Below are 25,780 nucleotides of genomic sequence, written 5' to 3' on the forward strand. Positions count from 1 at the left end.
CTGCGGGCACGTCCTGGGGCACATGGTGACACTCGGGACCGTACGGTGGCCGTCCAGGACGGCCGGTACCGCTCAAGGGAGATGATGATGTCGATGAGTCCAACCGTCGCAGTCGTGGGTCCGGGGGCGATCGGCACGACCGTGGCGGCGGCCCTGCACGAGGTCGGCCGTACACCGAGGATCTGTGGCCGCACAGCGCGTGAACGCCTTGAGCTGCACGTGGGCGAGGGTCGCGTCATCGTGCCGGGGCCTGTGCGGATCGACCCGGCACAGGCCGGCGGAGCGGTCGACCTTGTTCTCCTTGCCGTCAAGTCGACGCAGGTCGAGGCGGCGGCACCCTGGTTGACGGCATTGTGCGGTGCGGACACCGTTGTCTGTGTTCTGCAGAACGGCGTCGAGCAAGGGTCGATCGTCGCGTCTCACCTCTCCGGCGCCCGCGTCATCCCCTCGGTCGTGTGGTTCCCCGCCCAGGCGCAGCCCGACGGTTCTGTGTGGTTGCGCGGCGAGGCGCGCCTCACCCTGCCGGACGCGCCGGCGTCCCGTGTGGTGCTCGAGGCTTTGCGCGGCACTCGGTGCTCGGTCGACCTGGCCACGGACTTCACGTCTGTGGCGTGGCGCAAGCTGCTGCAGAACGCGGTCGCCGGATTGATGGTCCTCACGGGCCGCCGCACCGGCATGTTCGCCAGAGCCGATATCGCCGAGCTGTCTCTGGCCTATCTACGGGAGTGCCTGGAGGTCGCCCGAGCCGAGGGCGCGGCACTGAGCGACGAGGTGGCGCAAGAGATCGTTGGCGGCCTCCAGGCCTACCCGGCCGATATGGGCACCTCCATCCTCGCCGACCGTGAAGCCGGCCGGCCGCTCGAATGGGACACCCGCAACGGTGTCGTGCGGCGCCGCGGACGGGCCCACGGCATCCCGACGCCGATCAGCGATCTGGTGGTGCCACTCCTCGCGGCCGCCAGCGATGGACCCGGCTAGTCCACCTCGTCCAACCAGGCGAGGACGTCGTCGGTGTGCTGGCCCAGCGTCGGAGGGGCGGCGTGCTCTCGCGGCGGCGTCCCCTCGAAGCGCAGCGACGGGCCGGGCAGCTCGATGCGGCCGAGCTCGGGATGCTCCACGTCGACGACGAGCCCCTGCGACCGGGTCTGGTCCCACTCGTAGACCTCGTCGATGGAGCGGATCGCCCCGGCGGGGACGCCGGCCTCGGTGAGCCGGGCCAGCCAGTGCTCCCGCGTTCCGGTCGCCAGCGCCTTCTCGATCAGGACGCCCAGCTCACCGCGGTTACGGGACCGGTCGGCGCCGGTCGTGAAGCGCGGATCGTCCGGGTCGATCGCCACGACCGGCGCGAACCTCCTCCACAGCCCCTGGTTCGCGACGCCCACCTGGATCAGGCCGTCGGCGCACCGGTAACTGCCGTACGGGGCGATCGAGGGGTGGTCGTTGCCGATCGCCCGCGGCACTTCGCCCGCGACCGTCCACCGGGTGGCCTGGTAGGCGTGCGCGCCCACGACGGAGGCCAGCAGGGAGGTGCGGACCACCCGGCCGCGCCCGGTACGGGTCCGCTCGTACAGCGCGGCGACGATGCCGTACGCGCCGTTCACCCCGGCGAGGATGTCGCAGATCGACAGGCCCATCTTGGTCGGCTGGTCCGGCGCGGGCCCGGTGACGCTCATGATCCCGGCCTCGCCCTGAACGATCGCGTCGTAGCCGGGCCGCCCGCCCTCCGGCCCGTCGTGCCCGAACCCGGAGATCGACAGGATGACCAGGGCCGGGTTGATCTCGTGCATCCGCTCGAAGGAGAACCCGAGCCGGTCCAGGACGCCGGTACGGAAGTTCTCGGCGAGGACGTCGGCGTGCCGGATCAGGCGGGTGAGCGTCTCCTTGCCCTCCTCGGACTTCAGGTCGAGGGTGATCGACTCCTTGTTCCGGTTGCAGGACAGGAAGTACGTGCTGACGCCGGGGTCCACGTCCTCCCGCCCGGGCGCGGTGGCGAACGGCGGGCCCCACTGGCGCGTCTCGTCGCCGGTGCCCGGCTGCTCGACCTTGATCACCCGCGCGCCGAGGTCGGCGAGCATCATCGTCGCGTGCGGCCCGGACAGGACGCGGGTGAGGTCGAGCACCACGATGCCGTCGAGTGGACCGTTCATCAGATGACGCCTCCGTGATCGGGTGAATGCCTACCGGCAGTATGAACGCCGCCCTCGGGAAGGCCGCTGTGACGCGCCTCACTGCTCCCGGGGCCCGTAACGATCATTTCCAGGGATGTGCAGCGATTCGTCGGGGTGCTGCCCTACGGTGTGCCGACGTGAACGTCCGATCCACCGCCGGCTCCCGACGGCCCGGCGAAGACGCCCTGACCCTTCCGGCCGCGTGGAGAGCGCGTCGGCATCCGCGGCGGGGCGATTCGTCGATCGCCGCGGTGGGCGAGCCCTCGCGGGGCCGGCCCCTCTCACCGGAGGACCGCGCCGAGATCGAGCGGGTGCTCCGCGACCCCGGATCCGATCCCGAGCTGGCCGATCGGGGGCTCGCCCATCTTCACGGCTCCCCGAACCCGCCGGGTGCGGCGGTGGTCGCGTCGGTCAGGGTGCACCGGAGCGTCGGCGGGGTCGCCTGGGGGAACACCGAAGGCTGGGTCATCGACCATGGTCTGCCGTTCGCCGCCTGCGCGTACGCCGAGTTCGGTTCCGCCGCCGTCGACGGGATCCCCGGCAACGGGCCGGCCCGGGTGGTCGCCGCCTCACGTCACGGCGCGCACACGCGCGCCTGGTGGCGCGACGAGTACGCGTCGCGCCGGCTCCGCACCCGGCTGGCCGCCGCCGACGACGAGGTTCACGCGGAGGCCGTGGAGCGGCTCGCGGGCTGCCGGCGCGACCCCGCGCAACGGGCCGTCGTCTCCTACCTGGTACCGGACCGGCGCGACTGGGTGGACGAGTGCTGCGCCGCCCCTCCGGACGATCCGCTCCGGTGGATGCCGCTGCTCGCCCTGAGCTCGGCGGACCAGCTCGCCGCGCTCGGCGACCGGGTGCCGCCGCGGTGGTGGGACTTCCCCACGGGCGTCGTCGCCACCATGGTCGACGGGCTCGGTGCGGCGATGGCGCCGCTGCTCACCGATGCCCTGGACCAGGACCTGTCGGTGCCCGAGACCCGCACGATGCTCGGCGCGCTCGCCCTGCTGCCGTCGGACGAGGCGTTCCAGGCCCTGGTGGACCGCCTCGGCCGCAAGTACGTCCAGCCCGCGCTGCTCGGCGCGATGAAACGCTTCCCGATCCGCGCGATGCGCCTGCTCGCCCCCGCGACCCGCGGGTCGTCGCGTGCCGCCGAACTCGCCCGCGAGCTGCTGGCCGGGCACCTGCTGGCCGCTCCGGCGCGTACGGCGGCCGCGCTGCCGGACCTGCCGCCCGGCGTCCGTGCCGTCATCGACTCGCTCGGGGCGGCGAACACGCGGGTGCCGGACGCCCCGGCCGACGCCCTCCCGCCGGTGCTGCTCACGCCGCCGTGGTCCCGGAGGCTCACGCCGCCGGAGCCCACCGTCGTCGCCGGGCTGACGCCGCCCGCCCGGCAGGCGGTGACCTGGGCCGATGGCGAGCGGGAGCGGTGGGCGGGAGCCGAGCCGGCCACCTACGGGTATCAGCGACGCGAGATCGCGATCAAGGCCATCGAGGAGTACCGGGCCGGAACGAGGACCGACCGCGACCCCGCGCTGTTCCTATGGGGCCCGGAGGAGTCGCTGCGGCCGCTGGTCGGGACCTGGCGACCCGGGCGGCTCGCGGGGGCGGCGGCGTGGATGCCGGCCGTCGTGGCGCGGTTCGAGCTCGACGCCCTCCCCCTCGCGCTGTACGCCGCCCGGACGAACCCGTCCGGAGCCGCCGCCGTTCTCCTGCCGTTCCTGGACGCCGAGGCCGCGCTGCTGGCGGCCGGCTGGCTGGCCCGGCCGGCGTCGGTGCGCGCGACCGCCGTCGGCTGGTTCGGACGGCACGGCACGGACGCCGTGCCGTACCTCGTGCCAGCCGCGCTCGGCGAGCCCGGGCAGCGGCGCGAGGACGCCGAGGGCGCCCTTCGCCACCTCGCGTCCGAGCACGGCGCCGACGCGGTCGTGACGGCCGCGCGCGTGTCCGGCGACGAGGCCGCGCGCGCGATCGAACGGTTCCTGGCGATCGATCCGACGGAGCTCCTCCCGGACCGGATGCCGGCGATCGGGCGGTGGGCCGAGTCCGCGTTGCTCCCGCAGGTCCGGCTGCGCGACCGCACGCGGGCGCTGCCGCGCGAGGCGACCGCCTACCTCCTGACCATGCTCGCGCTGTCGAAGCCCGGCGCGATGTACCCGGGGATCGGGCCGGTCCGCGAGGCCTGCGACCCGGCCTCCCTGGCGGAGTTCTCCTGGGTGCTGTTCCGCGGCTGGCAGGCGGCCGGCGCGCCGGCCCGGGACGGCTGGGCGCTGACGCAGCTCGGCTGGCTCGGCGACGACGAGACGGTGCGGCGGCTCGCGCCGGTGATCCGGGCCTGGCCGGGCGAGGGCGGGCATGCCAAGGCGGTCAAGGGCCTGGACGTGCTCGGCGAGATCGGCACCGACGTCGCGCTGATGCACCTGGACGGAATCGCGCGGAAGGTGCGGTTCCCGGCGCTCAAGGCGCGGGCCCGGGCACGGATCGATGAGGTCGCCGCGCGGCTGGGGCTGACACCCGAGCGGCTCGCCGACCGGCTGGTGCCGGACTTCGGGCTCGACCCCGACGGGACTCTCCTCCTCGACTACGGACCGCGGCGGTTCGTCGCCGGCTTCGACGAACAGCTCCGCCCGTACGTCACCGACGAGCACGGCAGACGGCGCAAGACACTGCCGAGACCCGGGGCGAAGGACGACCCCGAGCGCGCCGAGGCGGCGTACCGGAGGTTCACCGGGCTCAGAAAGGACGTCCGCACGGTCGCCGGCGATCAGGTCCGCCGGCTCGAGAGCGCCATGGTGACCCGGCGCCGCTGGACGCTCGCCGAATTCCGGAACCTGTTCGTCGCACACCCGCTGACCTGGCACATCACCCGCAGGCTGGTATGGGTCGCCGAGGACGGCGACCGGACGACGGCGTTCCGGATCGCCGAGGACCGCACCCTCGCCGGCATCACCGACGGCGCGCTGGACCTGCCCGAGTCGGCCGTGGTCCACATCGCGCACCCGGTCGACCTCGGCCGCGACCTGGCGGCCTGGTCCGAACTGTTCGCCGACTACGAGATCCTGCAGCCCTTCCCCCAGCTCGGCCGGACCGTGCACACCCTGACCGAGGCCGAGCGGCCGAGCGGCCGGCTGGAACGCTTCGAGGGACGCACGATGCCGATCCGCGGTGTACTGCGTCTGATCCGGCGCGGCTGGGAACGGGGAGAGCCGCAGGACCGCGGCGTCACGCGCTGGATCTCGCGGGAGATGGGGGCGGGCCGTCACCTGGTGATCGGTCTCGATCCGGGCATCGTGGCCGGGGCCGGCATCGACGACCCCGAGCAGAAGGTCCTGCACGTCCGGCTCGCCGACCGGCCCGACGACCCCCGGCCGGACCGCGACGGCCCCGCCTTCGACGCCCTGGACCCGGCGATCATCTCCGAAACCCTCGCGGACCTGACCGAAGCGTTCGTGGAGACAGCGCCACCGACCGTGTGACCGGCGGTGACGGGCCGGCGGTGACGGGCCGGGCGGGTCGCCGCACGCGCCCGGCGCGGGCATCCGGCCGACTGCGACGCGGCCGGTCGGCGGCCGTGCCGGGGGGCCGCCGCCGCCCGTCCGCGAAGGCGGAGTCGCCGCCACCAGACCGGTGGCCCCGGGCGGCGGCGCGCGCGGGCGATGCCTGGGCGCGCTGACCTCGCGCGGCCGGTTCGGCCGCACGGCGATGGCCTCGCGGGTGCCGGCCCCCGGCCGCGAAGCGGCCGGGGGCGTGTCACGGGCGCCGGCGATGACGGGCCGGTCACGGCGGGCCGGTCACGGCGGGCCGGTCACGGCGGGCCGGTCACGGCGGAGCCCTCCCGCCCGGGGGCTCCAGCCCACTCTCATTGTCCAGTCCCTCACACCGCCGTGACCAGAGGGCGGTGCGGCTGTGGATGAGCGGACCCGCCCCCGGGGGGGCGGGCCGGCGCACCGGCTCAGCAGGCGTCGAGCAGGTCTCCCAGGGCGGCCTTCTCGTCACTGGTCACGAACAGCTTGAACTTGTACTTCACGCTCACGTACTCCTCCCCGTACGTGCACCAGTACGCCGTGTTCGACGGCTTCCACTCGCTGGGGTCCTTGTCGCTCTTGGAGCTGTTGCTGGAGCTGGAGGCGATGATCAGCTGCGCGTCGGTCAGGTCGTTGCCGAACGCCTTGCGCTGCGCGGCGGTCCACTGGTCGGCGCCGGTCCGCCACGCGTCGGCGAGCGGCACGATGTGGTCGATCGTCGCCTGCGAGACCACGGTGACCGTCGTGTCGTCGTAGGCGCTGTACCAGGAGCCGGAGGTCGGCTGGCAGCCGTCGCCGCCCTCGACGACGTTCTCGCCGTCGCGGGCGAGCACGTCCTGGCGGGTGGTGCAGCCGTCGGGCTGGTCGGCCCAGACGTCGAAGGCGTCGCGGCTGTAGCCGTCCATGCTGTGCGGGGTGCCGACCGTGAGCGAGGCGAGCTCGGTCCGGGCGGTCGACTCCGACGGGGGCGGTGGCGGGTCGGCCAGCGCCTGGGTGGAAGGTCCGATGAGGCTCGCGATCCCGATCAGGGTCGCCACGAGCGTAACGGCACGTCGCACTGCTGGGGTCCTCTCATCCGTGGATCCCGCTCCCCGCATGAGACTCGCGCCCAGAGTCAACCAAATGGTTACCAGACGGTAAATACGCCTGTATTGACGGATCTGGACAAATAGCCCATCCCCTATTTCCCGCCTCGGGCGGGCCGGGGGGCGGGGGCCAGGGCCGATGGAGGCGACGGCTCCGGCAGGATGGGCGGAATGGCCGCATCCGTTCCCCCGGTCGACGCCGCGCTCGTGGCGCGGCTCCGTGCGCTCGGACCGTCGTGCGGGTCCGTGCGGATCGTCGCGGTGGACGGGCCGAGCGCGGCGGGCAAGACGACGTTCAGCGGCGCTCTGGCGGCCGCTCTGGACGACGCGCCGGTCGTGCACTCCGACGACTTCCCGGTGCCCTGGGACGGCGAGCCGCTCGCCTGGTGGCCGCCGCTGACCGCACACGTGCTCGCGCCGCTGCGCGCCGGGCGTCCCGGGCGGTTCCGCCGGTACGACTGGCGGCGCGGCGCGTACGCCGAGGAGGTCACGGTCCCGGTGGCGCCCGTGCTCGTCATCGAGGGGGTCGGCGCGGCACGCCAGGAGTCGCCGGCGGCGTTCCGCGTCTGGGTGGAGGCTCCGCTCGCGGTACGGAGGCGGCGCGCGGCCGGACGCGGCGACGACCTGGCCGCGTGGGATCACTGGGCGGAGACCGAGGCGAAACTGTTCACCGCCGACCGGACCCGCGATCGGGCCGACCTGATCATCGACGGCAATTTCTCGTAGCTCGCCCGACCTATCCCGTAATAATGGCGGACATGGGGAAAGTGTGGCGATGGGTAATGCGCTCGGAAACGACCCTGGGGCTTTTCCTGCTCATCGTCGCGCTCGCGGGCGCCGGCATCATGATCGACTGGATGTCGTCGGCCGCGCACGGCTGCGCGCCGCACGACACGGCCGCCATCTGCGACGACGGCCTCAAGAACGTCATCACGCCGATCTGCGTGTTCGGCACGCTCGCCTTCTGCGCGGTGTCCGTCATCGGCGTCAAGTGGTCCTCGCTCGCGTGGATGCGCCGCTGGACGCTCATCGGGCTGGCCGGCGAGCTGGCCTGCCTGGCGGTCGGCGCGGTCCTCGCCGCGACCGGCCCCTGAGGGGTCAGGACGCCGGGTCGTCCACCTCCGCGCGGGTACGCCCGCCGGCGAGCGTCGCGTAGCCGGGGCCGCGGTCGAAGAAGGCGGCCGGGCCTCGTCCGGCGCGCAGGCGTGCCCGCAGCGCGGCGGTCGCCTCCTCGTCCACGGACGGTTCTTCCGGCGGGCCGGTGAGCACGACCCCGTAGTCGTCGCGCGCGCCGTCCGCCGAGACCTTGCCGTCCCGTACGTCGGCGGCGACCATCGCAGGCGGCCGGTTCAGCGGGTCGCCCCACCCGCCGCCGCCCGTCGTACGGATCCGGATCACCTCGCCCGCCCGTACCGGATGGTCGTCGACGAGGCCCTCCATCGGCACGCCCGCCACCTCGGCGCGGAACGGCCGCCCCGCGCGGCCGCCGTTCACGCCCCAGCAGGACAGGATCGAGCGGTCGGCGATCGACATGTAGTGCGCGTCGCGGAGCATCCGGATGTGCTTGTCGTAACCGAGCCCGCCGCGGTGCTCCCCCGGCCCGCCGGAGTCGACGGCCAGGCCGAGGCGTTCGACGCGGAACGGCCAGCGCGCCTCGGCGAACTCCACCGGAATGTTGCGCGAGTCGGGCACCACGTGGATCGTGTCCTCGCCGTCGGCGTAGTAGCGCCCGCCCGAACCGCCGCCGAGCACCTCGCGCATCAGGTACGGCTCGGGGTCCTCGCCGTACACTCCGGTGTACCGGATGGTCTCCTGGTCGGCCGGCATCCGGCCGCCGGTCGCCTTGGCCAGCACACCCGCGAGGACGCCGAGCAGCCGCAGGATCACGAACGTGCGGGCGTTCGTCGGCGCCGGGAAGATCGGGGTGAGCAGCGTCCCCTTCTCCGGAAAGCGCATCTCGATGAGCGGCACGACGCCCTCGTTGACGTCCAGCTCGGCCATCCGCTCCGGCGAGTCGGCGAGGTTGCGCAGCACGGGCGCCAGCCACTTCTTCAGGAACACCCCGTCGGCGTAGTCGCCCGCGTGGTTGATCGGCCCCTTGGCCTGCGGCGACGTGCCGGTGAAGTCGATGACGAGCTTCTCGGGGGTCTTGGTGAGCGTGATCCGCTGGGCGTGCAGCCGGGGCGGGTCGACCCCGTCGTGCTCGGCGTAGTCCTCCCAGATGTGCGTCCCGTCGGGGATCTTGGCCAGGATCTCCCGCCGGAACGTCTCGGTGGTCTTGTCGATGATCGCGTCGAAGCAGTCCTCGACCGCCGCGCGCCCGTACCGGGCGAACAGCTCGCCCAGCCGCCGCGCGCCCATGAGACACGCCGAGCACTCGGCGTCCAGGTCGCCGGCGAGCGAGTCGGGCATCCGGGAGTTGCGGGTCATGATGCGCAGCGCCGCGTCGTTCGGCACGCCCTGGTCCCACAGCTTGATCGGCGGGACCATGAGCCCCTCCTCGAACGCCGACCGCGCGTGCGAGGGCATCGAGCCCGGCACCGCCCCGCCGATGTCGTCGTGATGCCCGAACGCCTGCACGAACGCGACCACGTCCGTGTCACCCCGACCAACCGGCCCCGACCGACCTCCCGGACCCAGGAACACCGGCACGGTGACGCACAGGTCGGGCAGGTGACCGATGCCGCCCTCGGACAGGTAGACGTCGTTGTGGAAGAAGACGTCGCCGGGCCGCATCGTCTCGATCGGGAAGTCCCGTACGACGGGCTGCACCAGCGCCGAGTACGAACGGCCGGTGAGCTTGCGCATCCGCCGGTCGTGGATGCCGGCGCGGAAGTCGTGCGCGTCCCGGATCATCGGCGAGCGCGCCGTACGGGCGATCGCGGTCTCGACCTCCTTCTCGACGGAGGCGAGCGTGCCCTCCACGATCTCCACCAGGATCGGATCGGCCTTCATCAGCGGGTCACCACCAGGTTGCCGTGGCCGTCCACGCGGGCGGAGAAGCCCGGGTGGAGCGGCAGCGTGGATCCGAACTCCTCGACCACCGCCGGACCGGTCAGCACGTCGCCCGGTTCGAGGCGTTCGCGCGCGTACACGGGCACCTCGGCCCAGTCGTCGAAGAAGACGCGGCGGACGCCCGTACGGGCACGGGCGGGGTCGCCGTCGCCCGGCGGCCGTACCGGCGGCTCCGGCCGTTCGATCGGCCCGATGCCGGCGACGCGCAGGTTGACCCACTCGACCGGGTCGCCGCGGTGGCAGTAGCCGTACAGGCGTTCGTGCTCGTCGTGGAAGCGGGCGGCGACCTCGGCGGCGTCGGCGCGGCCGACCGGGACGCGCACCTCGAACGCCTGACCGTGGTAACGCAGGTCGGCCGAGCGCACGTAGCGGTGCTCGGCGAACCCCTGCCGGTCGAGCGCGGCGCCGGCCTGGGCCTCCAGCTCCGTGTACAGCTCCTCCAGCTCCTCCGGGCCGGGGTCGCGGGTGACGCGCGTGCGCACGTACTCGCTGCGCACGTCCACGGTGAGCAGGCCGAACGCGGACAGGTTGCCCGGGTCGCGCGGCACGATCGCCGACGGCAGCCCGAGGATGTCGATCAGACGGCAGACGAGCAGCGGGCCGGAGCCGCCGAAGGCGACCAGGGGAAAGTCGCGCACGTCGAGGCCCCGCTTGACGGTGATCCGGCGGATGGCGTTGGCCTGGTTCCAGGCGCTGATCTCCAGGATGCCGGTGGCGCACGCCTCGGTCTTGAGGCCCAGGGTCGAGGCGAGCGCGGTGACCCCTTCACCGGCCGCCGGCACGTCGAGCGGGATCTCACCGCCGAGCAGGTGCGGCGGGATCCGCCCGAGGTGGACGTGGGCGTCGGTGACGGTGACGTCCGTCGCGCCCCGGCCGTAGCAGAGCGGCCCGGGGTCGGCGCCGGCCGAGCGCGGCCCGACCTTGAGCGTGCCCTCGGGCGAGATCCAGGCGATCGAGCCGCCGCCGGCGCCGACCGTGACGATGTCGATCATCGGGATCTTGGACGGGTAGTCGCCGACGGTGCCCTCGGTGGTGAGCGTCGGCTCGCCGTCGAGCACGACGGCGACGTCGGTGGAGGTGCCGCCGCCGTCGAGCGTGATGACGTTCGCGTGCTCGGCGGCCGCCCGCGCGACGAACGCGGCGCCGAGGGCGCCGGCGGCCGGGCCCGACAGCACGGTCGTGATCGGCCGGTCCACCACCTCGCTCGCCGACAGTACGCCGCCGTTGCTCGTCATGACGTACAGGGGCACGTCGCCGAGTCGCTCGGAGATCCGCGCCACGTAGCGGCCGATGGCGGGCTTGACCGCGGCGTCGACCAGGGTGGTGACCGAACGCTCGTACTCCCGGTACTCCCGCAGCACCTCGTGCGACAGCGACACCACCGCGTCCGGGTGCTCACGGCGCAGCACCTCGCGCATGGCCAGCTCGTGCGTGGGGTCGGCGTAGGAGTGCAGGAAGCACACGCCGATCGCGGTCACGCCCTGGTCGCGGAACCAGCGTGCGGCGCGCACCGCAGACGCCTCGTCGAACGGCCGCACCTCCGCGCCGGTGTGGTCGAGCCGTCCGCCGACCGTCCGAACCCGGTGCGCCGGGACGATCCGCGGCGGCTTGACCCAGAAGTAGGAGTTGCCGTAGCCGTCCGGGACGCTCTGGCGGGCGATCTCCAGCAGGAACTCGAAACCCTCGGTGGTGACGAAGCCGAGATCGCCGACGCGGCCCTCGAGGAGCCGGTTGGTCGCCACGGTCGTGCCGTGGCACACGGCCGCGATGTCGGCGGCGTCCAGCCGGCCGATGCCCGCCATGAACCCCTCGGCCGGGTCGTCCGGCGTCGACGGCGTCTTGGTGGTGACGATCGCCCCGGTGTCCTCGTCCACCGCGACCACGTCCGTGAACGTCCCACCAGTGTCAATGCCGATCCGGATCGCCATGAGTCAGTGTCTACCCGGACGGTACGGACGGGGGAACCGTCGACTCCTGCCAACGAGCGAACCGTTTTTCGGTATTCGGTCACCCGGCCCGCGCGCGCTCAGCGGGTGGTGCCGCGCGTCAGGACCGGCTCATGCCTGGGCGGCCACCTCGCGCAGCGCGCTCTCGAAGACCTCGGCCGGCTGCGCGCCCGAGACCGCCCACGTGCCCTCGAAGACGTAGAACGGGACCCCGCTCACGCCCATCGCCCGCGCGCGCTCCACCTGCTCGGCCACCTCCGTCTCGCCGTCGCCGGCCGCGAGTCGCTCCGCGACCCCGTCGAGCCCCGCCTCGGCGGCCAGGCCCGCGAGCGTGCCGTGGTCGTTCAGGTCACGGCCCTCCGCGTGGTAGGCGCGGAACAGCCGGTCGACGACGGCGTCCTGGACGCCCGCCTCACCCGCCAGCGCGATGACCCGGTGGGCGTCGCGCGTGTTCGCGCTGATCGCCTTCTCCGGCTCGTACGGCAGGTTCTCCGCGGTCAGCAGGCCGCGCATCCGCTCGTGCATCTCGGCGACCCTGGCCGGGCCGCCGAAGCGGTCGGCCATGCGCTCGGTGGTCAGCCCGCCGCCGGTCGCCTCCGGGTCGAGCTGGAACGGACGCCAGGTCACCACGGTGTCACCGCCGAACGCCTCGGCGGCCGTGCGGAAACGGGCCCGGCCGAGGTAGCACCACGGGCACACGACGTCGGAGAAGATCTCGATGTTCACGTCCGGCCCAACCCGGGCCGCCGCGCCCGCATTCCCCGGCCGCGTACAGGCATCGCTACGCTGGGCGGTTCGTACATCGTCGAACAGCGAAAGATTCTCATGGCACTCGAGCGACCCGAGATCGACTTTCCCGAGGGCGAGCCGCCCGCCGACCTTCAGATCACCGACATCACGGTCGGCGACGGCCCCGAGGCGCGGCCCGGCTCCACCGTCACCGTGCACTACGTCGGCGTCTCCCACTCGACCGGCGAGGAGTTCGACGCCTCGTGGAACCGTGGGGCGCCCTTCGACTTCCCGCTCGGCGCCGGGCGGGTCATCCAGGGCTGGGACCAGGGCGTGGCCGGCATGAAGGTCGGCGGACGCCGCAAGCTGGTGATCCCGCCGCACCTGGGCTACGGCAACCGCGGCGCCGGCGGGGGCGCCATCAAGCCCGGCGAGACGCTGATCTTCGTGGTGGACCTCCTGGGCGTCGGCTGAGCCGTTGAGAGGCCGCCCGGGTCCCTGGGGTTCCGGGCGGCCTCTCAGTACGCCACCGAGACGTGGTGGCGTACCGAGCCGTCATCGCCGACCACGCCCAGCATGCAGGCGGCCAGGTCGGCCCGGGAGATCGTCCGGCCACCGCGCAGGTTGACGTCGATCGCGGTGCGGTAGCGGCCCGTGGCCTCCTTGTCGAGCAGCCGCGGCGGCCGTACGAGGGTCCACTCCAGCGCCGAGTCCCGCACCTCCCGCTCGCAGGCGCGCATGTCCTCGAAGGCATTCTTGAGCAGCGGGCCCAGGATCAACGGCTTGACGACGTAACGCGTGAACAGGCCGTCTCCCCCGTCCGCGAACGCGCCCGCGGCGCTGCACACGACCAGACGGCGGACACCCGCCTTGCCCATCGCCTCGATGACGGCGCGCGCGGCGTCGCGGCAGATCGTCGTCGGTCCTCTGTCGCGGTGGCCGAGCGTCGACAGGACCGCGTCGGCGCCCTCCACGGCGGGCGCGACGGAGGCGGCGTCGGTGACGTCCGCCGTGATCACGCGAAGCCGCTCGTGGGCGGGCACGTCGAGCCGCGCCGGGTCCCGTACGACCGCGGTCACGTCGTGGCCCTCCTCAAGCGCCTGTCCGACCAGCTGGGTGCCGGTGCCACCTGTCGCACCGAGGATCGTCAATCTCATCGGGGCCTCGCCTTCCATCGTCTCGCGTTCTGGTTAGTGAGCACTCACCCACTACACTAGCCAGTGAGTACTCACTAACCAAAGGGGATTCGTTGGAGACGCGCGACCGCATCCTGGACGCCGCCGCCGAACTCATGCGGACACGCGGCATCGCCCGTACGACCACCAAGGAGATCGCCAAGGCGGCCGGCTTCTCCGAGGCGACGCTCTACAAGCACTTTCGCGACAAGGAGGAGCTCCTCCTGCGCGTGCTGAGCGAGCGCGTGCCGGGCGTCGCCCAGATCGCGATCGCGGCCGGGCAAGGCCGGGTCGAGGACAACGTCTTCCGGCTGGTCCGCGGGACGCTCGACTTTTACCACGAGACGTTCCCGATGCTGGCCTCGCTGCTGTCCGAACCCGGGCTGATGGCGGCGCACCACGCGTCGATCAGCCGGCGCGGCGGCGGGCCCCGGCGTGCGGTCGAGCGCGTCGCCGCCTACTTCCGCGCCGAGCGTGAGCTGGGCCGCGTCCCGGAGCACACCGACCCGCACGCGGTGGCCGCGCTGCTGACCGGCGCGTGTTTCCAGCAGGCCTTCTTCGCCTACTTCGCCGGGGGGCCGGACGCGGAGCGGGTGCCGGACGACGTGGTCACCGCGCTGACCCGCACGCTCACCGCCGCCCTGGGCACGTCCGGCTGAACGCTCAGCGCCGCTGGGAGCGGCGGGCGATGGCCCAGCCGAGCGCCACCCCGGCCAGCGCGACGAGGCCGCCGGTGCCGAACGCCGTCGCCATCGCCCAGGCGTCCGACGGCGCGCGGCCGCCCGCGTACGCCGGGGCGGGCGCCGCGACCGGGCCGGCGGCCGGGGCGGGGACGGACGCGGCCGGGGCCTCGGCGCTCGGGACGGGACGGGCGATGGCGTGTTCGACCGCGGAGAAGAACTCCCCCGCCGTCCGCCTGCCCACGCTCGCGAGCATGCGCTGGCCGACGCCGCCGATCATGCCGCCCACCGTGGCGTCCGCGTCGTAGTCCACGCGGGTGCCGCCGTCCGCCTCGGACAGGCGGACCCGTACGGTCGCGTCGATGGTGCCCGGCGCGCCCTGGCCGCGGGCGCGGAGGGTGAACGCGTGCGGCGGCTCGGGGTCGGACAGGGCGACCTGGCCGGCGTAGGTGCCCTTGATCGACGCCACCCCGGCCCGGATCGTCATCGCGTACGTGTCGGGGCCCACCTCGTCGAGGCGTTCGCACCCCGGGATCGTCCGGGCCAGCACGGCGGGATCGCGCAGCGCCCGCCACACGTCGGGTACGGGCGCGGCGACGCTGACGCTGCCGTTGACCTTCATCGTCGACCTCCTGTGTGAGCCCCGACACTAGAAAAGCCCGAGCGCCGGGCGAAGGGCAACAACTGCCGAGCGACCGCCGCGTCCTTTGACAATCCCCACCGGCGATCAGTACCCGATCCGGCCAAGTACCGATCAACACACTCCTATCGTGGGGTAAAGCGAGACAAGCGGAGACCAGACGCCACAGGGAGGAATCCGATGGCGCTTCGGCCACCGGCCCGTACCGTGACCGCGACCGCCTGCACCCTGCTCGCCGCCGGCGGCCTCACGGCCTGTCATGACACCCGGACACCGCAGGCCGGACGCTCCCCGTCCGCCTCCGCCTCCGGCGGCCCGACCCGTCACCGCAGGCCCAGGTCCACCCGGTCCCCGGCGCGGACGACGACCTCGCCGGCGGCCCCGCCGACGGGCACGCGGACGACGAACCCGGGGTCCCGTACGCTGCCGGACGACGGCCCGCTCCCGCCGGTCATCAGCCACGTCCCGGTACGGAGCCGGATCGTGTTCGTCACGATCGACGACGGCTGGGAGAAGGATCCGGCGTTCGTCCGGCTGGTCCGTGAACGGCGGATCCCGCTGACGCTCTTCCTCACCAACGCGGCCATCAAGGACGACTACGGCTACTTCACCGGGCTGCGGCGCGCGGGCGCGCTCATCGAGGACCACACGATGACCCACCCGTACCTGCCCAAGCTGTCGTACGCGCGGCAGCGGGAGGAGATCTGCGCGCCGGCCGACATCTACGCCCGGCGGTACGGCACGCGGCCGACACTGCTGCGCGCCCCGTACGGCGCGACCGACCGCGCCACGCTCCGCGCCGCGCGCGACTGCGGCATGAAGGCCGTTCTCTTCTGGCGCGAGGTGGTCACGAACGGCCGGATCGCCTACCAGTCGGGCCACCGGCTGCGTCCCGGAGACATCCTGCTCGTGCACTTCAAGCCGCACATGACGGCGGACTTCGAGCGGCTGCTGCGCACCATCGGCGAGCAGGGCCTCCGGCCGGCCGCGATCAGGGAGCACCTGCCCGCCGGCTACTTCCGTTCCTGAGGAACCGCCGCGGCGGCGGACCGGCGGGGAAAGGCAGCGCAAAGGCCGATCGATGTTCGCCTCCGGACGCGTCGTCGCACGGCGCGTGACGGGCCACGTGCGTGTACTCCTGCTGTCGGCGAATGACGGATGGTCTTCCGCCGTGACCACACGTGACTCTTTCCGGCCGGGGGCGGTCTCATGGGCTCATTCACGCGATCGACGAGCGGCGCGGGCATCGCCGTCCTCACCGGGGGCATGGTGGTGGCGGCCATCCCGGCGCCCGCGACGGCCGCGGCGCGCGTCGTGCGGGTGCCGTGCAGCGCGACCGCGCTGAGCGCGGCGATGACGGCGGCCAACGCTTCGGCGAGCGCGCCCCTCAGCCTCGCGCCGCGCTGCGTCTACGACATCACGACGCCCGCGACCGCCGCGACGGCGCTGCCGGTCATCACCCGGGACGTCACCCTGCTGGGCGGGCCCGGCACGACGATCCGGCGCGCCCCGTCCGCGGCCGCACGCTTCCGCGTCTTGGAGGTCGCCGCGGGCGCGAGCCTGCGGATGGCCGGCGTCTCCGTCCTGAACGGCGCGACGAGCGGCCTGGGCGGCGGCGTCCAGAACGCGGGCCGCCTGGTGCTCAGCCGGGTCACCCTGGCGGGGAACACCGCGGCCAACGGCGGCGCGATCGCCAACCTCGCGGGAGGGAGGGCGACGGTGTCGCGCAGCGTCCTGAAGGCGAACACCACCACCAGTGTCGGTGGCGGCGGGATCCTCAACGCGGGCACGGCGACGATCTTCGCCAGCGCCCTCCTGTCCAACACCGCGCCGATCAACGGGGGCGGCGTCAACACCCAGCCGAGCGGCACGACCTGGCTCATCCGCACCGCCGTCGAACACAACACATCGGGCAGCCTGGGCGGTGGCCTGTCGAACCTGGGGCACACCACGCTGAACCAGGCCGTGGTGCGGTTCAACCAGGGTTCGGCCGGCGGCGGACTCGCGAGTGCGAACACCAAGGTGCTCATCAGCCGGTCGGTCGTACGGGACAACACCCCCGGCAACTGCTCGCCGGTCAACACCATCGCGGGCTGCACCGGCTGATCGGGCATCCGGGTGTAATCCGGATGCCGGCCCCGCGGCCCTGCCGTCATACTGCCGGGGTGAGACGCTGGCGGCAGGTACCTGATCTCGGCGCCGCGGGTACGTGCGGCCGATGCCGGGGACCGCTGCGGTCCTACGTCTACCGCTACCACCCCCGCGGTTCGGGGTCCTACGAACGCTGCGTGTCCTACGTCTGGTGCTCGCCGTGCCGCCGCTACGCCGGGCAGATGGTGCACGTCCCGAAGGACGAGGTGCTGCCCGACCCGCTCGGCGACCTGCCGGCCGACGAGCGCGACGCCATCCGCGGGAGCTCGCGCCTCGTGCCGTACGTCGACCGGGTGCTGACCCGCACCGGGGCGGCGCCGGAGCCGCACTGGGTGATCACCCGGGAGCCGGTCGAGACGACGAGTCTGCTGCGGGACTACTTCACCGACGTGGCGTCGCGGTACTACGGCCGGCCGGCCACCGAGGCGGAGGTGGACGCGGCGCTGGCCGAGGATCCGAGCGACGATCTGGTGTGCTTCCTCGTCGGCCGACGCGGCGGGGCGGCCTCCGGCTGCGTGGGCCTGCGGCTGCTCGGTCCCGGCGTCACCGAGCTGACCCGACTGTTCGTCCATCCGAGGGCCCGGCGGACCGGCGGGGGCCACGCGCTGCTCGCCGCCGCCGAAGACGCGGCGGTCGACGACCTGCGGGCGCACACGATGCGGCTCGACACCCGGCACGACCTGGTCGAGGCGCGCGCCCTGTACGCGGCGCACGGCTACGCCGAGATCCCGGCGTACTCGCACGGCCCGTACGCCGAGCACTGGTTCGAGAAGCACCTGGGCTGAAAATTGCGCGCCCCGAAAGATTGCGGGGTCCGCACTTTTCGGGTTAGTGTCATGGCATGACCACCGCACGCGCGCCCGGCCACCGGGAGCGCAAGAAGCAGCAGACGCGTGAGGCCCTCAGCTGGGCCGCGCTGCGCCTCACGGTCGAACGCGGGCTCGGCAACGTCCTGGTCGAGGACATCGCCGCCGAGGCGGGCGTCTCGCCGCGCACCTTCAACAACTACTTCTCCAGCAAGGCCGAGGCCATCGTCTGGCGGCAGCTCGACCGCCTGCGCCGCGTCGCCGGCCTGCTCCGCGAGCGCCCGCCGGCCGAGCCTCTCTGGGAGGCCGTCACCGCCGCGGTCACGGCCACCTTCGACCACGGCGAGGCCCTGCCCGACCAGCGGTGGACCGAGGGCGTGCGCCTCATGCTCGGCGAGCCCGAGCTGCAGGCGGAGCTGATCAAAGGCGGCGCGGCGGTCGAGCACGAGGTCGCCGCCGTGATCGCCGAGCGCACCGGCACCGACGCCGACCGCGACCTGTACCCGCTGTTGATGGCCGGGGCCGTCACCGCCGCCGTCCGGATCGCCGGGGAGCAGTGGCTGCGCACCGATCCGCCGGTGCCGCTGCCCACGCTGCTCCGCGACGCACTGGAGCGGCTGGCCGCCGGCCTGCCCGTCCCCGAGTAGCCCTCTCCCCCATCAGCGGCCTCGCGCGAGGCCGCCATCTGACCCTGCCCCCTAACGGCCTGCGCGCGAGGCCGCCATCTCAGCCTGCCCACATCACGCACGGCCTTTCCCCTCCACGGCCTCCGCGCGAGGCCGCCATTTCGCCCTGCCCACATCACGGGAGGAACCCCATGACCCACGACGTCGTGATCATCGGCGGTGGGCCCAACGGCCTGCTGCTCTCCTGCGAGCTCGCGCTCGCCGGCGTACGCCCCCTCGTCCTCGAACGGCTGGCCGAGCGCGCCACCACGCCCAAGGCCAACGGCCTGGTGGGCCGCGTCGTCCAGGCACTCGACCGCCGGGGTCTGCACGAACGGCTGAGCGGCGGCGACGGCCCGCCGTTCGCCGTACCGGGCTTCCAGTTCGGCGCCCTGCCGCTGGAGCTGTCCCGGCTGGAGGACAACCCGATGTTCATCCTGCCGATCCCGCAGCGGCGGCTGGAAGAGCTCCTGGAAGAGCGTGCGCTCGAACTCGGCGTCGAGATCCGACGGGGGCACGAGCTGACCGCGCTGAGCCAGACCGCCGACGAGGTCACCGCCGAGATCACGGGCCCCGAAGGCGGCTACGAGCTGACCGCGCGCTTCCTCGTCGGCGCCGACGGCGGGCGCAGCACGGTGCGCAAACGGCTCGGCATCGGCTTCCCCGGCATCACCGACCGGGGCTTCACGAGCCGCCAGGGGCAGGTCGCCATCGACCCTCCCGTCGCGGTGCCGGGCACCGGCGAGCTGGAGGTGCCCGGGCTGGGCCGGCTGCGGCCCGCCACGTTCACCCGCACCGAGCACGGCATGTTCGCGTACGGCATGTTCCAGCCGGGCCTCTACCGGGTCAGCGCCGTCGAATGGTCGCCCTCGCCGCTGGAGGACAGCACGTCGATGCCGCTGGACGAACTGCGCGACGCCGTGCGGCGGGTGCTCGGCGCCGACCTTCCCATGCGCGTGGTGGGCGGCGTGGACCCGGGGCTCCGCCGGTCGGCGGGCGCCAACTCCCGGCAGGCCGAGCGCTACCGGCAGGGCCGGGCGTTCCTCGTCGGCGACGCCGCCCACGTGCACTCCGGCATCGGCGGTCCCGGCCTGAACCTCGGCATGCAGGACGTGCTCAACCTCGGCTGGAAACTCGCCGGCGAGATCAACGGCTGGGCGCCGGAGGGCCTGCTGGACACGTACGAGAGCGAGCGGCGCCCGGTCGGCGAGCGCGTCATCATGCACACCCGCGCCCAGATGGCGCTGACCTCGCCCGGCGAGGGCATCACCGCCCTGCGCGCGCTGCTGGGCGAACTGCTCACCGACCCGGCCAACATCCGGCACATCGCCGAGCTCATGTCCGGCGCCGACGTCCGCTACGGCGACGGCGACGCCCACTCGATGACCGGCCGCTGGATGCCCGACCTGACCCTGCACACCGAGTCGGGCACCACACGGGTCGCCAGGCTGCTGCGCGACGCCCGTCCGCTGCTCCTCACCCGCACGAACGGCGCCGCGAAGGCCTGGGCCGGCCGCGTCGAGGAGGTCACGACCCCCGACGCCCCGGCCGAGGCGGTGCTCATCCGCCCCGACGGCTACGTGGCCTGGGCGGGCGAGGACACCGACGGGCTGGAGGAGGCCCTGCGCACCTGGTTCGGCACGCCCGGGTGAGGAGCCGGGACGTCCAGGCCGCTCGCGGAGATGAGGCGGGCGGGTGGAGAGCTCGCGAACCGGGTCCGGGCCGCACGTCGGCGCGTACCCGGGCGGCGGACCGGTCAGGTCCGCCCCTCGGGCCGGGGCCGCGTACGACGAGACGTCGGCGCGGTCCACGCCCAGGCAGTCGTTCCATGCGCGCCTCATCTCGGTTCCGTTGGTGAACCTCCGGTCCATGATCCGCTCGATCGACGCGGTGGCCCATCGGTCGTCGAGGCACGCGATGGAGCCTCGGCTCAGGAAGGGCTCGCCGAGCCGGCGCGGTTCGTGCGTTCCGCGACGCCGGACGCGGCCGCGAGGCGCAGGTGGTACAGCTCCGACGGCGAGATCGGCATCCGGGTGATCCGGATGCCCTCCGCGTCCTCGATCGCGGCGGCGATCACCGCCGAGCCGGGGATGACGCCCGCCTCCCCCGCGCCCTTGACGCCGAGCGGGTTCAGCGGCGACGCCGTCTCCATGTGGCCGGTCTCGATCCGCGGCACCTCGGTCGCGTACGGCATGAGGAAGTCCATGAACGACGCGTTGAGCAGCTGGCCCTCGGCGTCGTAGACCATCCGCTCGTAGAGCGCACCGCCGACGCCCTGCGCCACTCCCCCGTGGATCTGGCCCTCGACGATCCGCGGGTTGATGAGCCGGCCGCAGTCGTGCAGCACGGCGTACCGCAGGATGCGTATCTCCGCGGTGTCCGGGTCGGTCTCCACGATCGCGGCGTGCATGCCGTAGGCGAACGTCGAACGCGGCGGCGAGTAGTAGTCCCGGCCCTCCAGGCCCGGCTCGCCGGTCAGCGGCGGGTCGTCCGGCGAGCCGCCGACGGCGAACTGCGTCGCCTGCTGCGCCGCCTCGTCGAAGGCGTACCGCAGCGGGTTGGACAGCACCGCCACGGTGCGCAGCGGGATCGACGCCGCGGCGTTGCCCTTGACGCGCACGACGCCGTCGACGATCTCCAGGTCGCGCGGGTCGGCCTCCAGCGCCTCGCCGGCGATGCGCAGCGCCTTCTCGCGTACCTTGCGAGCGGCCAGGGCGATGGCGTTGCCGCTCATCACGGCGGCGCGCGAGGCGAACGTGCCGACCGCGTACCCGAACCGGCGGGTGTCGCCGGTCGTCACGGTGACGTCCTCGATCGGCACGCCCAGCTCGGCCGCGGCGACCTGCGCGAACACGGTCTGGTGCCCCTGGCCCTGCGAGGTCAGGCCGGTGGAGACGTGCACCCGTCCGCTGGAGTCGATCTCGACGTGGCCGCCCTCGTACGGGCCGACGCCGGTGCCCTCGACGTAGCAGGCGAGACCGATGCCGACGCGCCGGCCCGCCCGCTCCGCCTCGGCGCGGAACGCCGCGAAGCCGTCCCAGCCGATCAGCTCCTTGATGCGCCGCAGCATCTCCGGGTAGTCGCCGGAGTCGTAGATCAGCGGCCGGCCGTCCTGGAAGATCAGGCCCTGGTCGTAGGGGAACTCCTCCGGCCGGATCAGGTTGACCTCGCGGACCGCCGTCCGGTCGAGGCCGAGCTCGTCGGCGATCCGGTCCATCGTGCGCTCCATGCAGAACGCGCCCTGCGGGCGGCCCGCGCCGCGGTACGGCGTGACGATGACCGTGTTGGTGTAGAGGCTGGTGAACTCCACCCGGTACGCGCCGGGCTTGTACGGCCCGAGCAGCTGTGTCGAGGTGATGATCGGCACGATGATGCCGTACGGGGTGTAGGCGCCGTGGTCGTGCTGGATCCGCACGTCGAGGCCGAGGAGGCGGCCCTCGTCGTCGAAGCCGACCCGGACGTGGTGCACCTGGGCGCGCTCGTGCGCGGCGGAGACGAAGTGCTCGCGCCGGTCCTCGGTCCACTTGACCTCCCGGCCGAGCAGCCGCGCCGCCCACGGCACGAGGACCTCCTCCGGCCACGGGTGAACGATCTTGACGCCGAAGCCACCGCCGACGTCGGGCGCGATGACCTCGACCTTGTTCGCGGGCAGGCCGAGCTTGACGGCGATCGCCATCCGCACACTCGTGGAGGTCTGCGTGGAGGAGTACACCCGCAGGGACCCGTCGTCGGCGTCCCAGCGGGCGTACACGCCGCGCCCCTCCAACGGCATCGACGCGCTGCGCTCGATGTCGAGCCGGAACTCCAGCACGTGCGGCGCGGCGCCGATCGCGGCGGACACGTCGCCGGTCTCCTGCACGAGGTGCGCGCCGACGTTGCCGGGCACGTCGTCATGGACGCGACAGGAGGCGTTCACCGCGTTCTCGACGCCGACGACCGGCGGCAGCGGCTCGTACGTCACCCGGATCCGCTCGGCGGCGTCCTCGGCGAGGTAGCGGTCGCGCGCGACCACCATGACGACCGCCTCGCCGACGTGCCGTACGACGTCGCGGGCCAGGGGGTGGGCGGTGCGGCCGTGAGTCAGCGCCGGATGCGGGATCAGCAGTGGCAGGGGCTCCCCGACGCGGCCGTCCAGGTCCTCCCAGGTGTAGATCGCGACCAGGCCGTCGACGTCGAGGGCGTCGTCCACGTCGATGCCGGTGATCCGCGCGTGCGCGTGCGGCGACCGGACGAACGCCGCGGCGAGCGCGTCCCGCCCGAGGTCATCGACGTAGCGCCCCTGGCCGGTGACCAGGCGCGGGTCCTCCCGGCGGGCGATCGGCTCGCCGAACGTCACCGGTCCGTCCTCTCTTCGGCGATCAGGTCGGCGGCGCGGTGCACCGCCTTGACGATGTTCTGGTAGCCGGTGCACCGGCACAGGTTGCCCGAGATGCCCTCCAGCACCTCATCCTCGCTCGGCCGCGGGTTGTCCCGCAGGAGCGCGGTGACCGTGCACAGGAACCCCGGCGTGCAGAAGCCGCACTGCAGGCCGTGGCATTCGGAGAACGCCCGCTGCACCGGCGACATCCCGCCGTCCGCACCGAGCCCCTCCACCGTGGTGACCTCGTGCCCGGCCGCGGTGACGGCGAACATCAGGCACGAGCGGACCGGCTCTCCGTCGAACAGCACCGTGCAGCAGCCGCAGACGCCGTGCTCGCAGCCCACGTGCGTGCCGGTGAGGCCCAGGTCGTGGCGGAGGAAGTCCGACAGCAGCCGCCGCGGCTCCGCCGACGCCGTCCGCGGCACCCCGTTCACGTTAAGGCTGATCTCCCTGGTCATGGGCCCTCCTTCGTCGGGGGAGGGTGACCACAAGGGCGCGTCTTCGATTCTCTCGCTTCGCTCGGTCATAGGGCCTCCTGGGCGGCGGCGCGCAGGGTGCGCTCGGTGAGGACGCCGGCGAGGTGGCGGCGGTAGTCCGCGCTCGCGTGGATGTCCTCGTCGGTGTCCAGGCGATCACGGGCGTACGCCGCGGCGGCCGCCCAGTCGCAGGTGACAGGCGGGCGGGGGCCGAGCGGTTCGGTCAGGTCCAGGACGAGCGGGGTGGCCGCCACGCTGAGGTAGGCGACCTTGGCCGAGCTCACCCGCTGGTCCTCATCCAGGGTCACCAGCGCGGCGGCCCCGGCCATGGCGTAGTCGCCGTGCCGCCGCGCCACCTCGGCGAACGCGGTGCCGGACCGGGCGGGCGGCGCCGGGAAGAACGCCGACGTCGCGAGTTCGCCCGGCCGCAGAGAGGACTCGAGCGGCCCGGCGAAGAACTCCGCGGCCGGGATCGTCCGCCGGCCGCCGGCCGAGGCCGCCTCGACCGTGCCCTCGCAGAGCGCGAGGACGGCGGGCAGTTCGGCGGCCGGGTCGGCGTGCGCGAGGCTGCCGACGACCGTGCCGCGGTTGCGCACGACGGGATGGGCGACCTGCCGCAGCGCCGCGCGCAGCAGCGGGAGGACGCCCGCCGCCTCCTCCGACCGTTCGACGCGCGCGTGCCGGGCGAGCGCCCCGACACGCACCCCCTCCGCGGTGGCCTCCAGAGTGTCCAGCGCGGTGACGCGGTTGATGTCGACGAGGTGGGCCGGGGCGGCCAGCCGCATGTTGAGCAGCGGGATCAGGCTCTGCCCGCCGGCCAGGACCTTCGCGTCCTCTCCCGTACGGGCGAGGACGTCCAGGGCCTCCTCCAGCGTCTCCGGGGCGTGGTGGTCGAACGGGGGCGGTTTCACGAGAGGCTCACTCCGCGGCCGGCCGGGCGGGCGTGTCGGTGACGTCGTCGCGCTCGCCCGGCGCGATGACGCCGCCGCCCGCGTCGCGCGGCGCACGTGGGACGGCGGACAGCAGGTGGTAGCCGACCAGGACCGCGATGGTGCCGAGCGCGATGCCCTGGAGCGGGAAGTCCTTGGTGATCTTGAGCGTGACGTCGCCCACAGCGAGAATGATGCCCGCCGCGACGGGGACCAGGTTGACCGGATCGCCGAAGTCCACCCGGTTCTCGATCCAGATTTTGGCCCCGAGCAGACCGATCATGCCGTACAGCACGACCGTGATGCCGCCGAGGACACCGCCCGGAGTCGCCGCCACGAGCGCGCCGAACTTCGGGCACAGGCCGAACAGGATGGCCACGATCGCGGCCACGTAGTACGCGGCGGTCGAGTAGATCCGGGTGGCGGCCATGACGCCGATGTTCTCCGCGTACGTGGTCGTCGGCGAGCCGCCGACCGCGCTCGCCAGGAACGTGCCCACGCCGTCGGCGGCGAGGGCGCGACCGAGGTAGGGGTCCAGGTTCGTCTCGGTCATCGCGGCGACCGCCTTGACGTGCCCGGTGTTCTCCGCGATCAGCGCGATGACCGCGGGCAGCGCGACGAGGATGGCCGAGGTCTTGAAGCCGGGCCCGTGCAGGTGCGGGAAGCCGAACCAGTCGGCCGCCCGCACGCCGTCGAAGTTCACCCGGTAGTGCGTGCCCATCTTTCCCGCGCCGTCCACCGCGGTGATCTTGCCGGCGGTCTGGTCGAGGACCCACGACAGGGCGTACCCGAAGATCAGGCCGAGCAGGATGGCGATACGGGACCAGAAGCCGCGCAGCAGCACCGCGCAGAACACCACGAACGCGAGCGTGGCGAGCGCGACCCACTGGTCCTGCGGCCAGTACACGTCCGCGACGACCGGCGCGAGGTTGAAGCCGATCAGCATGACGACCGCGCCGGTGACGACCGGCGGGAAGATCCGGTGGATGACCTCGGCCCCGAGGAAGTGGATGAGCACGCCGACCGCGGCGAGCACGAGACCGGCCACCAGGATCGAGCCGGTGACGACGGCGGTCGAGCCGCCGGCCCCGCGGATCGAGGCGACCGCGCCGACGAACGACGCGCTGGTGCCCAGGTAGCTCGGCACCTTCCCGTTCACGATCAGCAGGAACAGGATCGTCATGATGCCCGACATCATGATCGCCAGGTTGGGGTCCAGGCCCATGACGACCGGGAAGACGAACGTCGCGCCGAACATCGCCACGACGTGCTGGGCGCCGATGCCGATGGTCCGGTCCCACGAGAGCCGCTCGCCGGGCGCGACCACCTCGCCCGGCCCGAGGCCGCGGCCGTCACCGTGCAGTTTCCATCCGATCGCCATGGCGGCCCTCCAGGATGTAGTTGCGGGCACGCTAGAACCGTGTCTCCTCGTGG

22 protein-coding genes are annotated in these 25,780 nt (G+C 73.2%); 11 read left to right on the plus strand and 11 right to left on the minus strand.

All coding sequences use genetic code 11. From position 1 onward, the window contains the following. The first annotated feature begins 93 nt into the window (after positions 1–93). Positions 94–978 carry an oxidoreductase gene (locus QSK37_RS01135; protein WP_285616893.1) on the plus strand — a complete coding sequence of 295 codons (885 nt, stop codon included), beginning with the start codon at positions 94–96 and terminating at the stop codon, positions 976–978. On the opposite strand, the gene QSK37_RS01140 is transcribed toward QSK37_RS01135, so the two are convergent. Further along, on the minus strand, positions 975–2,147 hold the full coding sequence (locus tag QSK37_RS01140; protein ID WP_285616894.1) for a CaiB/BaiF CoA transferase family protein: 1,173 nt from the start codon (positions 2,145–2,147) through the stop codon (positions 975–977). The genes QSK37_RS01135 and QSK37_RS01140 overlap by 4 nt on opposite strands. Before the next feature lie 158 nt (positions 2,148–2,305). Here QSK37_RS01140 and QSK37_RS01145 point away from each other — a divergent pair, with 158 nt between their 5' ends. Beyond that, positions 2,306–5,641 carry a DUF4132 domain-containing protein gene (locus QSK37_RS01145; RefSeq protein WP_285616896.1) on the plus strand — a complete coding sequence of 1,112 codons (3,336 nt, stop codon included), beginning with the start codon at positions 2,306–2,308 and terminating at the stop codon, positions 5,639–5,641. Between the two features lie 476 nt (positions 5,642–6,117). On the opposite strand, the gene QSK37_RS01150 is transcribed toward QSK37_RS01145, so the two are convergent. Next, entirely contained in the window at positions 6,118–6,747 is a 630-nt protein-coding gene (locus QSK37_RS01150) for a GmrSD restriction endonuclease domain-containing protein (RefSeq protein WP_285616897.1), read from the minus strand. A 198-nt stretch (positions 6,748–6,945) separates the two neighbouring features. Between QSK37_RS01150 and QSK37_RS01155 the strand changes: the two genes are divergently transcribed. Both QSK37_RS01155 and QSK37_RS01160 read left to right on the plus strand, forming a co-directional pair. Beyond that, positions 6,946–7,500, plus strand: a complete 555-nt coding sequence (locus tag QSK37_RS01155; RefSeq protein WP_285616898.1) for a uridine kinase family protein — start codon at positions 6,946–6,948, stop codon at positions 7,498–7,500. Between the two features lie 56 nt (positions 7,501–7,556). Next, positions 7,557–7,868 (plus strand): hypothetical protein, encoded by a 312-nt coding sequence (locus QSK37_RS01160; protein WP_285616899.1) that lies wholly within the window; start codon positions 7,557–7,559, stop codon positions 7,866–7,868. Positions 7,869–7,872: 4 nt separating this feature from the next. Here QSK37_RS01160 and QSK37_RS01165 read toward each other — a convergent pair whose 3' ends face one another. From QSK37_RS01165 to QSK37_RS01175, 3 genes are all read right to left on the minus strand, one after another. Next, positions 7,873–9,729, minus strand: a complete 1,857-nt coding sequence (locus QSK37_RS01165; RefSeq protein ID WP_285616900.1) for a hydantoinase B/oxoprolinase family protein — start codon at positions 9,727–9,729, stop codon at positions 7,873–7,875. After that, positions 9,729–11,717 (minus strand): hydantoinase/oxoprolinase family protein, encoded by a 1,989-nt coding sequence (locus QSK37_RS01170; RefSeq protein ID WP_285616901.1) that lies wholly within the window; start codon positions 11,715–11,717, stop codon positions 9,729–9,731. Before QSK37_RS01170 ends, QSK37_RS01165 begins: the two co-directional genes overlap by 1 nt. 129 nt (positions 11,718–11,846) lie before the next feature. Beyond that, entirely contained in the window at positions 11,847–12,461 is a 615-nt protein-coding gene (locus tag QSK37_RS01175; protein WP_285616902.1) for a DsbA family oxidoreductase, read from the minus strand. Between the two features lie 99 nt (positions 12,462–12,560). Between QSK37_RS01175 and QSK37_RS01180 the strand changes: the two genes are divergently transcribed. Further along, positions 12,561–12,938, plus strand: a complete 378-nt coding sequence (locus tag QSK37_RS01180) for an FKBP-type peptidyl-prolyl cis-trans isomerase (RefSeq protein WP_285566622.1) — start codon at positions 12,561–12,563, stop codon at positions 12,936–12,938. 44 nt (positions 12,939–12,982) lie between these two features. On the opposite strand, the gene QSK37_RS01185 is transcribed toward QSK37_RS01180, so the two are convergent. After that, a complete protein-coding gene (locus tag QSK37_RS01185) occupies positions 12,983–13,621 on the minus strand; it encodes an NAD(P)-dependent oxidoreductase (protein WP_285616903.1) in 639 nt (212 codons plus the stop codon). 92 nt (positions 13,622–13,713) lie between these two features. On the opposite strand from QSK37_RS01185, the gene QSK37_RS01190 reads away from it, so the two are divergent. Further along, complete coding sequence (locus QSK37_RS01190; protein WP_285616904.1) at positions 13,714–14,298, plus strand: TetR/AcrR family transcriptional regulator; 585 nt, start codon at positions 13,714–13,716, stop codon at positions 14,296–14,298. Between the two features lie 4 nt (positions 14,299–14,302). On the opposite strand, the gene QSK37_RS01195 is transcribed toward QSK37_RS01190, so the two are convergent. Further along, positions 14,303–14,941 carry an SRPBCC family protein gene (locus QSK37_RS01195; RefSeq protein WP_285616905.1) on the minus strand — a complete coding sequence of 213 codons (639 nt, stop codon included), beginning with the start codon at positions 14,939–14,941 and terminating at the stop codon, positions 14,303–14,305. Between the two features lie 198 nt (positions 14,942–15,139). Between QSK37_RS01195 and QSK37_RS01200 the strand changes: the two genes are divergently transcribed. The 5 genes from QSK37_RS01200 (at position 15,140) to QSK37_RS01220 (ending at position 20,233) form a co-directional block, all read left to right on the plus strand. Continuing rightward, positions 15,140–15,988 (plus strand): polysaccharide deacetylase family protein, encoded by an 849-nt coding sequence (locus tag QSK37_RS01200; protein WP_285616906.1) that lies wholly within the window; start codon positions 15,140–15,142, stop codon positions 15,986–15,988. Positions 15,989–16,168: 180 nt separating this feature from the next. Next, positions 16,169–17,065: a hypothetical protein gene (locus QSK37_RS01205; protein ID WP_285616907.1), complete on the plus strand. Its 897-nt coding sequence runs from the start codon at positions 16,169–16,171 to the stop codon at positions 17,063–17,065. Between the two features lie 59 nt (positions 17,066–17,124). Then, positions 17,125–17,895 (plus strand): GNAT family N-acetyltransferase, encoded by a 771-nt coding sequence (locus QSK37_RS01210; protein WP_285616908.1) that lies wholly within the window; start codon positions 17,125–17,127, stop codon positions 17,893–17,895. A gap of 56 nt (positions 17,896–17,951) precedes the next feature. After that, positions 17,952–18,563, plus strand: coding sequence for an acyl-CoA-like ligand-binding transcription factor (locus QSK37_RS01215; protein WP_285616909.1), 612 nt, complete (start codon positions 17,952–17,954; stop codon positions 18,561–18,563). Between the two features lie 170 nt (positions 18,564–18,733). Next, positions 18,734–20,233, plus strand: coding sequence for an FAD-dependent monooxygenase (locus QSK37_RS01220; RefSeq protein WP_285616910.1), 1,500 nt, complete (start codon positions 18,734–18,736; stop codon positions 20,231–20,233). A 278-nt stretch (positions 20,234–20,511) separates the two neighbouring features. Here the strand turns inward: QSK37_RS01220 and cutA are convergent, their stop codons facing one another. The 4 genes from cutA to QSK37_RS01240 form a co-directional block, all read right to left on the minus strand. Continuing rightward, positions 20,512–22,917: an aerobic carbon-monoxide dehydrogenase large subunit gene (gene cutA, locus QSK37_RS01225; RefSeq protein WP_285616911.1), complete on the minus strand. Its 2,406-nt coding sequence runs from the start codon at positions 22,915–22,917 to the stop codon at positions 20,512–20,514. Next, positions 22,914–23,399, minus strand: a complete 486-nt coding sequence (locus QSK37_RS01230) for a (2Fe-2S)-binding protein (RefSeq protein WP_285616912.1) — start codon at positions 23,397–23,399, stop codon at positions 22,914–22,916. The genes cutA and QSK37_RS01230 overlap by 4 nt, the downstream gene beginning before the upstream one ends. Positions 23,400–23,464: 65 nt before the next feature. Beyond that, positions 23,465–24,328: an FAD binding domain-containing protein gene (locus tag QSK37_RS01235; protein ID WP_285616913.1), complete on the minus strand. Its 864-nt coding sequence runs from the start codon at positions 24,326–24,328 to the stop codon at positions 23,465–23,467. A gap of 7 nt (positions 24,329–24,335) precedes the next feature. Further along, on the minus strand, positions 24,336–25,727 hold the full coding sequence (locus tag QSK37_RS01240; RefSeq protein ID WP_285616915.1) for a uracil-xanthine permease family protein: 1,392 nt from the start codon (positions 25,725–25,727) through the stop codon (positions 24,336–24,338). Positions 25,728–25,780: the final 53 nt, after the last annotated feature.

The sequence above is a fragment of the Actinoallomurus iriomotensis genome, assembly GCF_030269445.1.
GTDB classification, from domain to species: domain Bacteria; phylum Actinomycetota; class Actinomycetes; order Streptosporangiales; family Streptosporangiaceae; genus Actinoallomurus; species Actinoallomurus iriomotensis.

What these genes read in the sequence shown, in the direction of transcription:
- QSK37_RS01135 (WP_285616893.1), top strand. Translation starts at nt 94, where the DNA reads ATGAGTCCAACCGTCGCAGTCGTGGGTCCGGGGGCGATCGGCACGACC.
- QSK37_RS01140 (WP_285616894.1), bottom strand. Translation starts at nt 2,147, where the DNA reads ATGAACGGTCCACTCGACGGCATCGTGGTGCTCGACCTCACCCGCGTC.
- QSK37_RS01155 (WP_285616898.1), top strand. Translation starts at nt 6,946, where the DNA reads ATGGCCGCATCCGTTCCCCCGGTCGACGCCGCGCTCGTGGCGCGGCTC.
- QSK37_RS01160 (WP_285616899.1), top strand. Translation starts at nt 7,557, where the DNA reads ATGCGCTCGGAAACGACCCTGGGGCTTTTCCTGCTCATCGTCGCGCTC.
- QSK37_RS01165 (WP_285616900.1), bottom strand. Translation starts at nt 9,729, where the DNA reads ATGAAGGCCGATCCGATCCTGGTGGAGATCGTGGAGGGCACGCTCGCC.
- QSK37_RS01170 (WP_285616901.1), bottom strand. Translation starts at nt 11,717, where the DNA reads ATGGCGATCCGGATCGGCATTGACACTGGTGGGACGTTCACGGACGTG.
- QSK37_RS01180 (WP_285566622.1), top strand. Translation starts at nt 12,561, where the DNA reads ATGGCACTCGAGCGACCCGAGATCGACTTTCCCGAGGGCGAGCCGCCC.
- QSK37_RS01185 (WP_285616903.1), bottom strand. Translation starts at nt 13,621, where the DNA reads ATGAGATTGACGATCCTCGGTGCGACAGGTGGCACCGGCACCCAGCTG.
- QSK37_RS01195 (WP_285616905.1), bottom strand. Translation starts at nt 14,941, where the DNA reads ATGAAGGTCAACGGCAGCGTCAGCGTCGCCGCGCCCGTACCCGACGTG.
- QSK37_RS01200 (WP_285616906.1), top strand. Translation starts at nt 15,140, where the DNA reads ATGGCGCTTCGGCCACCGGCCCGTACCGTGACCGCGACCGCCTGCACC.
- QSK37_RS01205 (WP_285616907.1), top strand. Translation starts at nt 16,169, where the DNA reads ATGGGCTCATTCACGCGATCGACGAGCGGCGCGGGCATCGCCGTCCTC.
- QSK37_RS01215 (WP_285616909.1), top strand. Translation starts at nt 17,952, where the DNA reads ATGACCACCGCACGCGCGCCCGGCCACCGGGAGCGCAAGAAGCAGCAG.
- QSK37_RS01220 (WP_285616910.1), top strand. Translation starts at nt 18,734, where the DNA reads ATGACCCACGACGTCGTGATCATCGGCGGTGGGCCCAACGGCCTGCTG.
- QSK37_RS01230 (WP_285616912.1), bottom strand. Translation starts at nt 23,399, where the DNA reads ATGACCAGGGAGATCAGCCTTAACGTGAACGGGGTGCCGCGGACGGCG.
- QSK37_RS01240 (WP_285616915.1), bottom strand. Translation starts at nt 25,727, where the DNA reads ATGGCGATCGGATGGAAACTGCACGGTGACGGCCGCGGCCTCGGGCCG.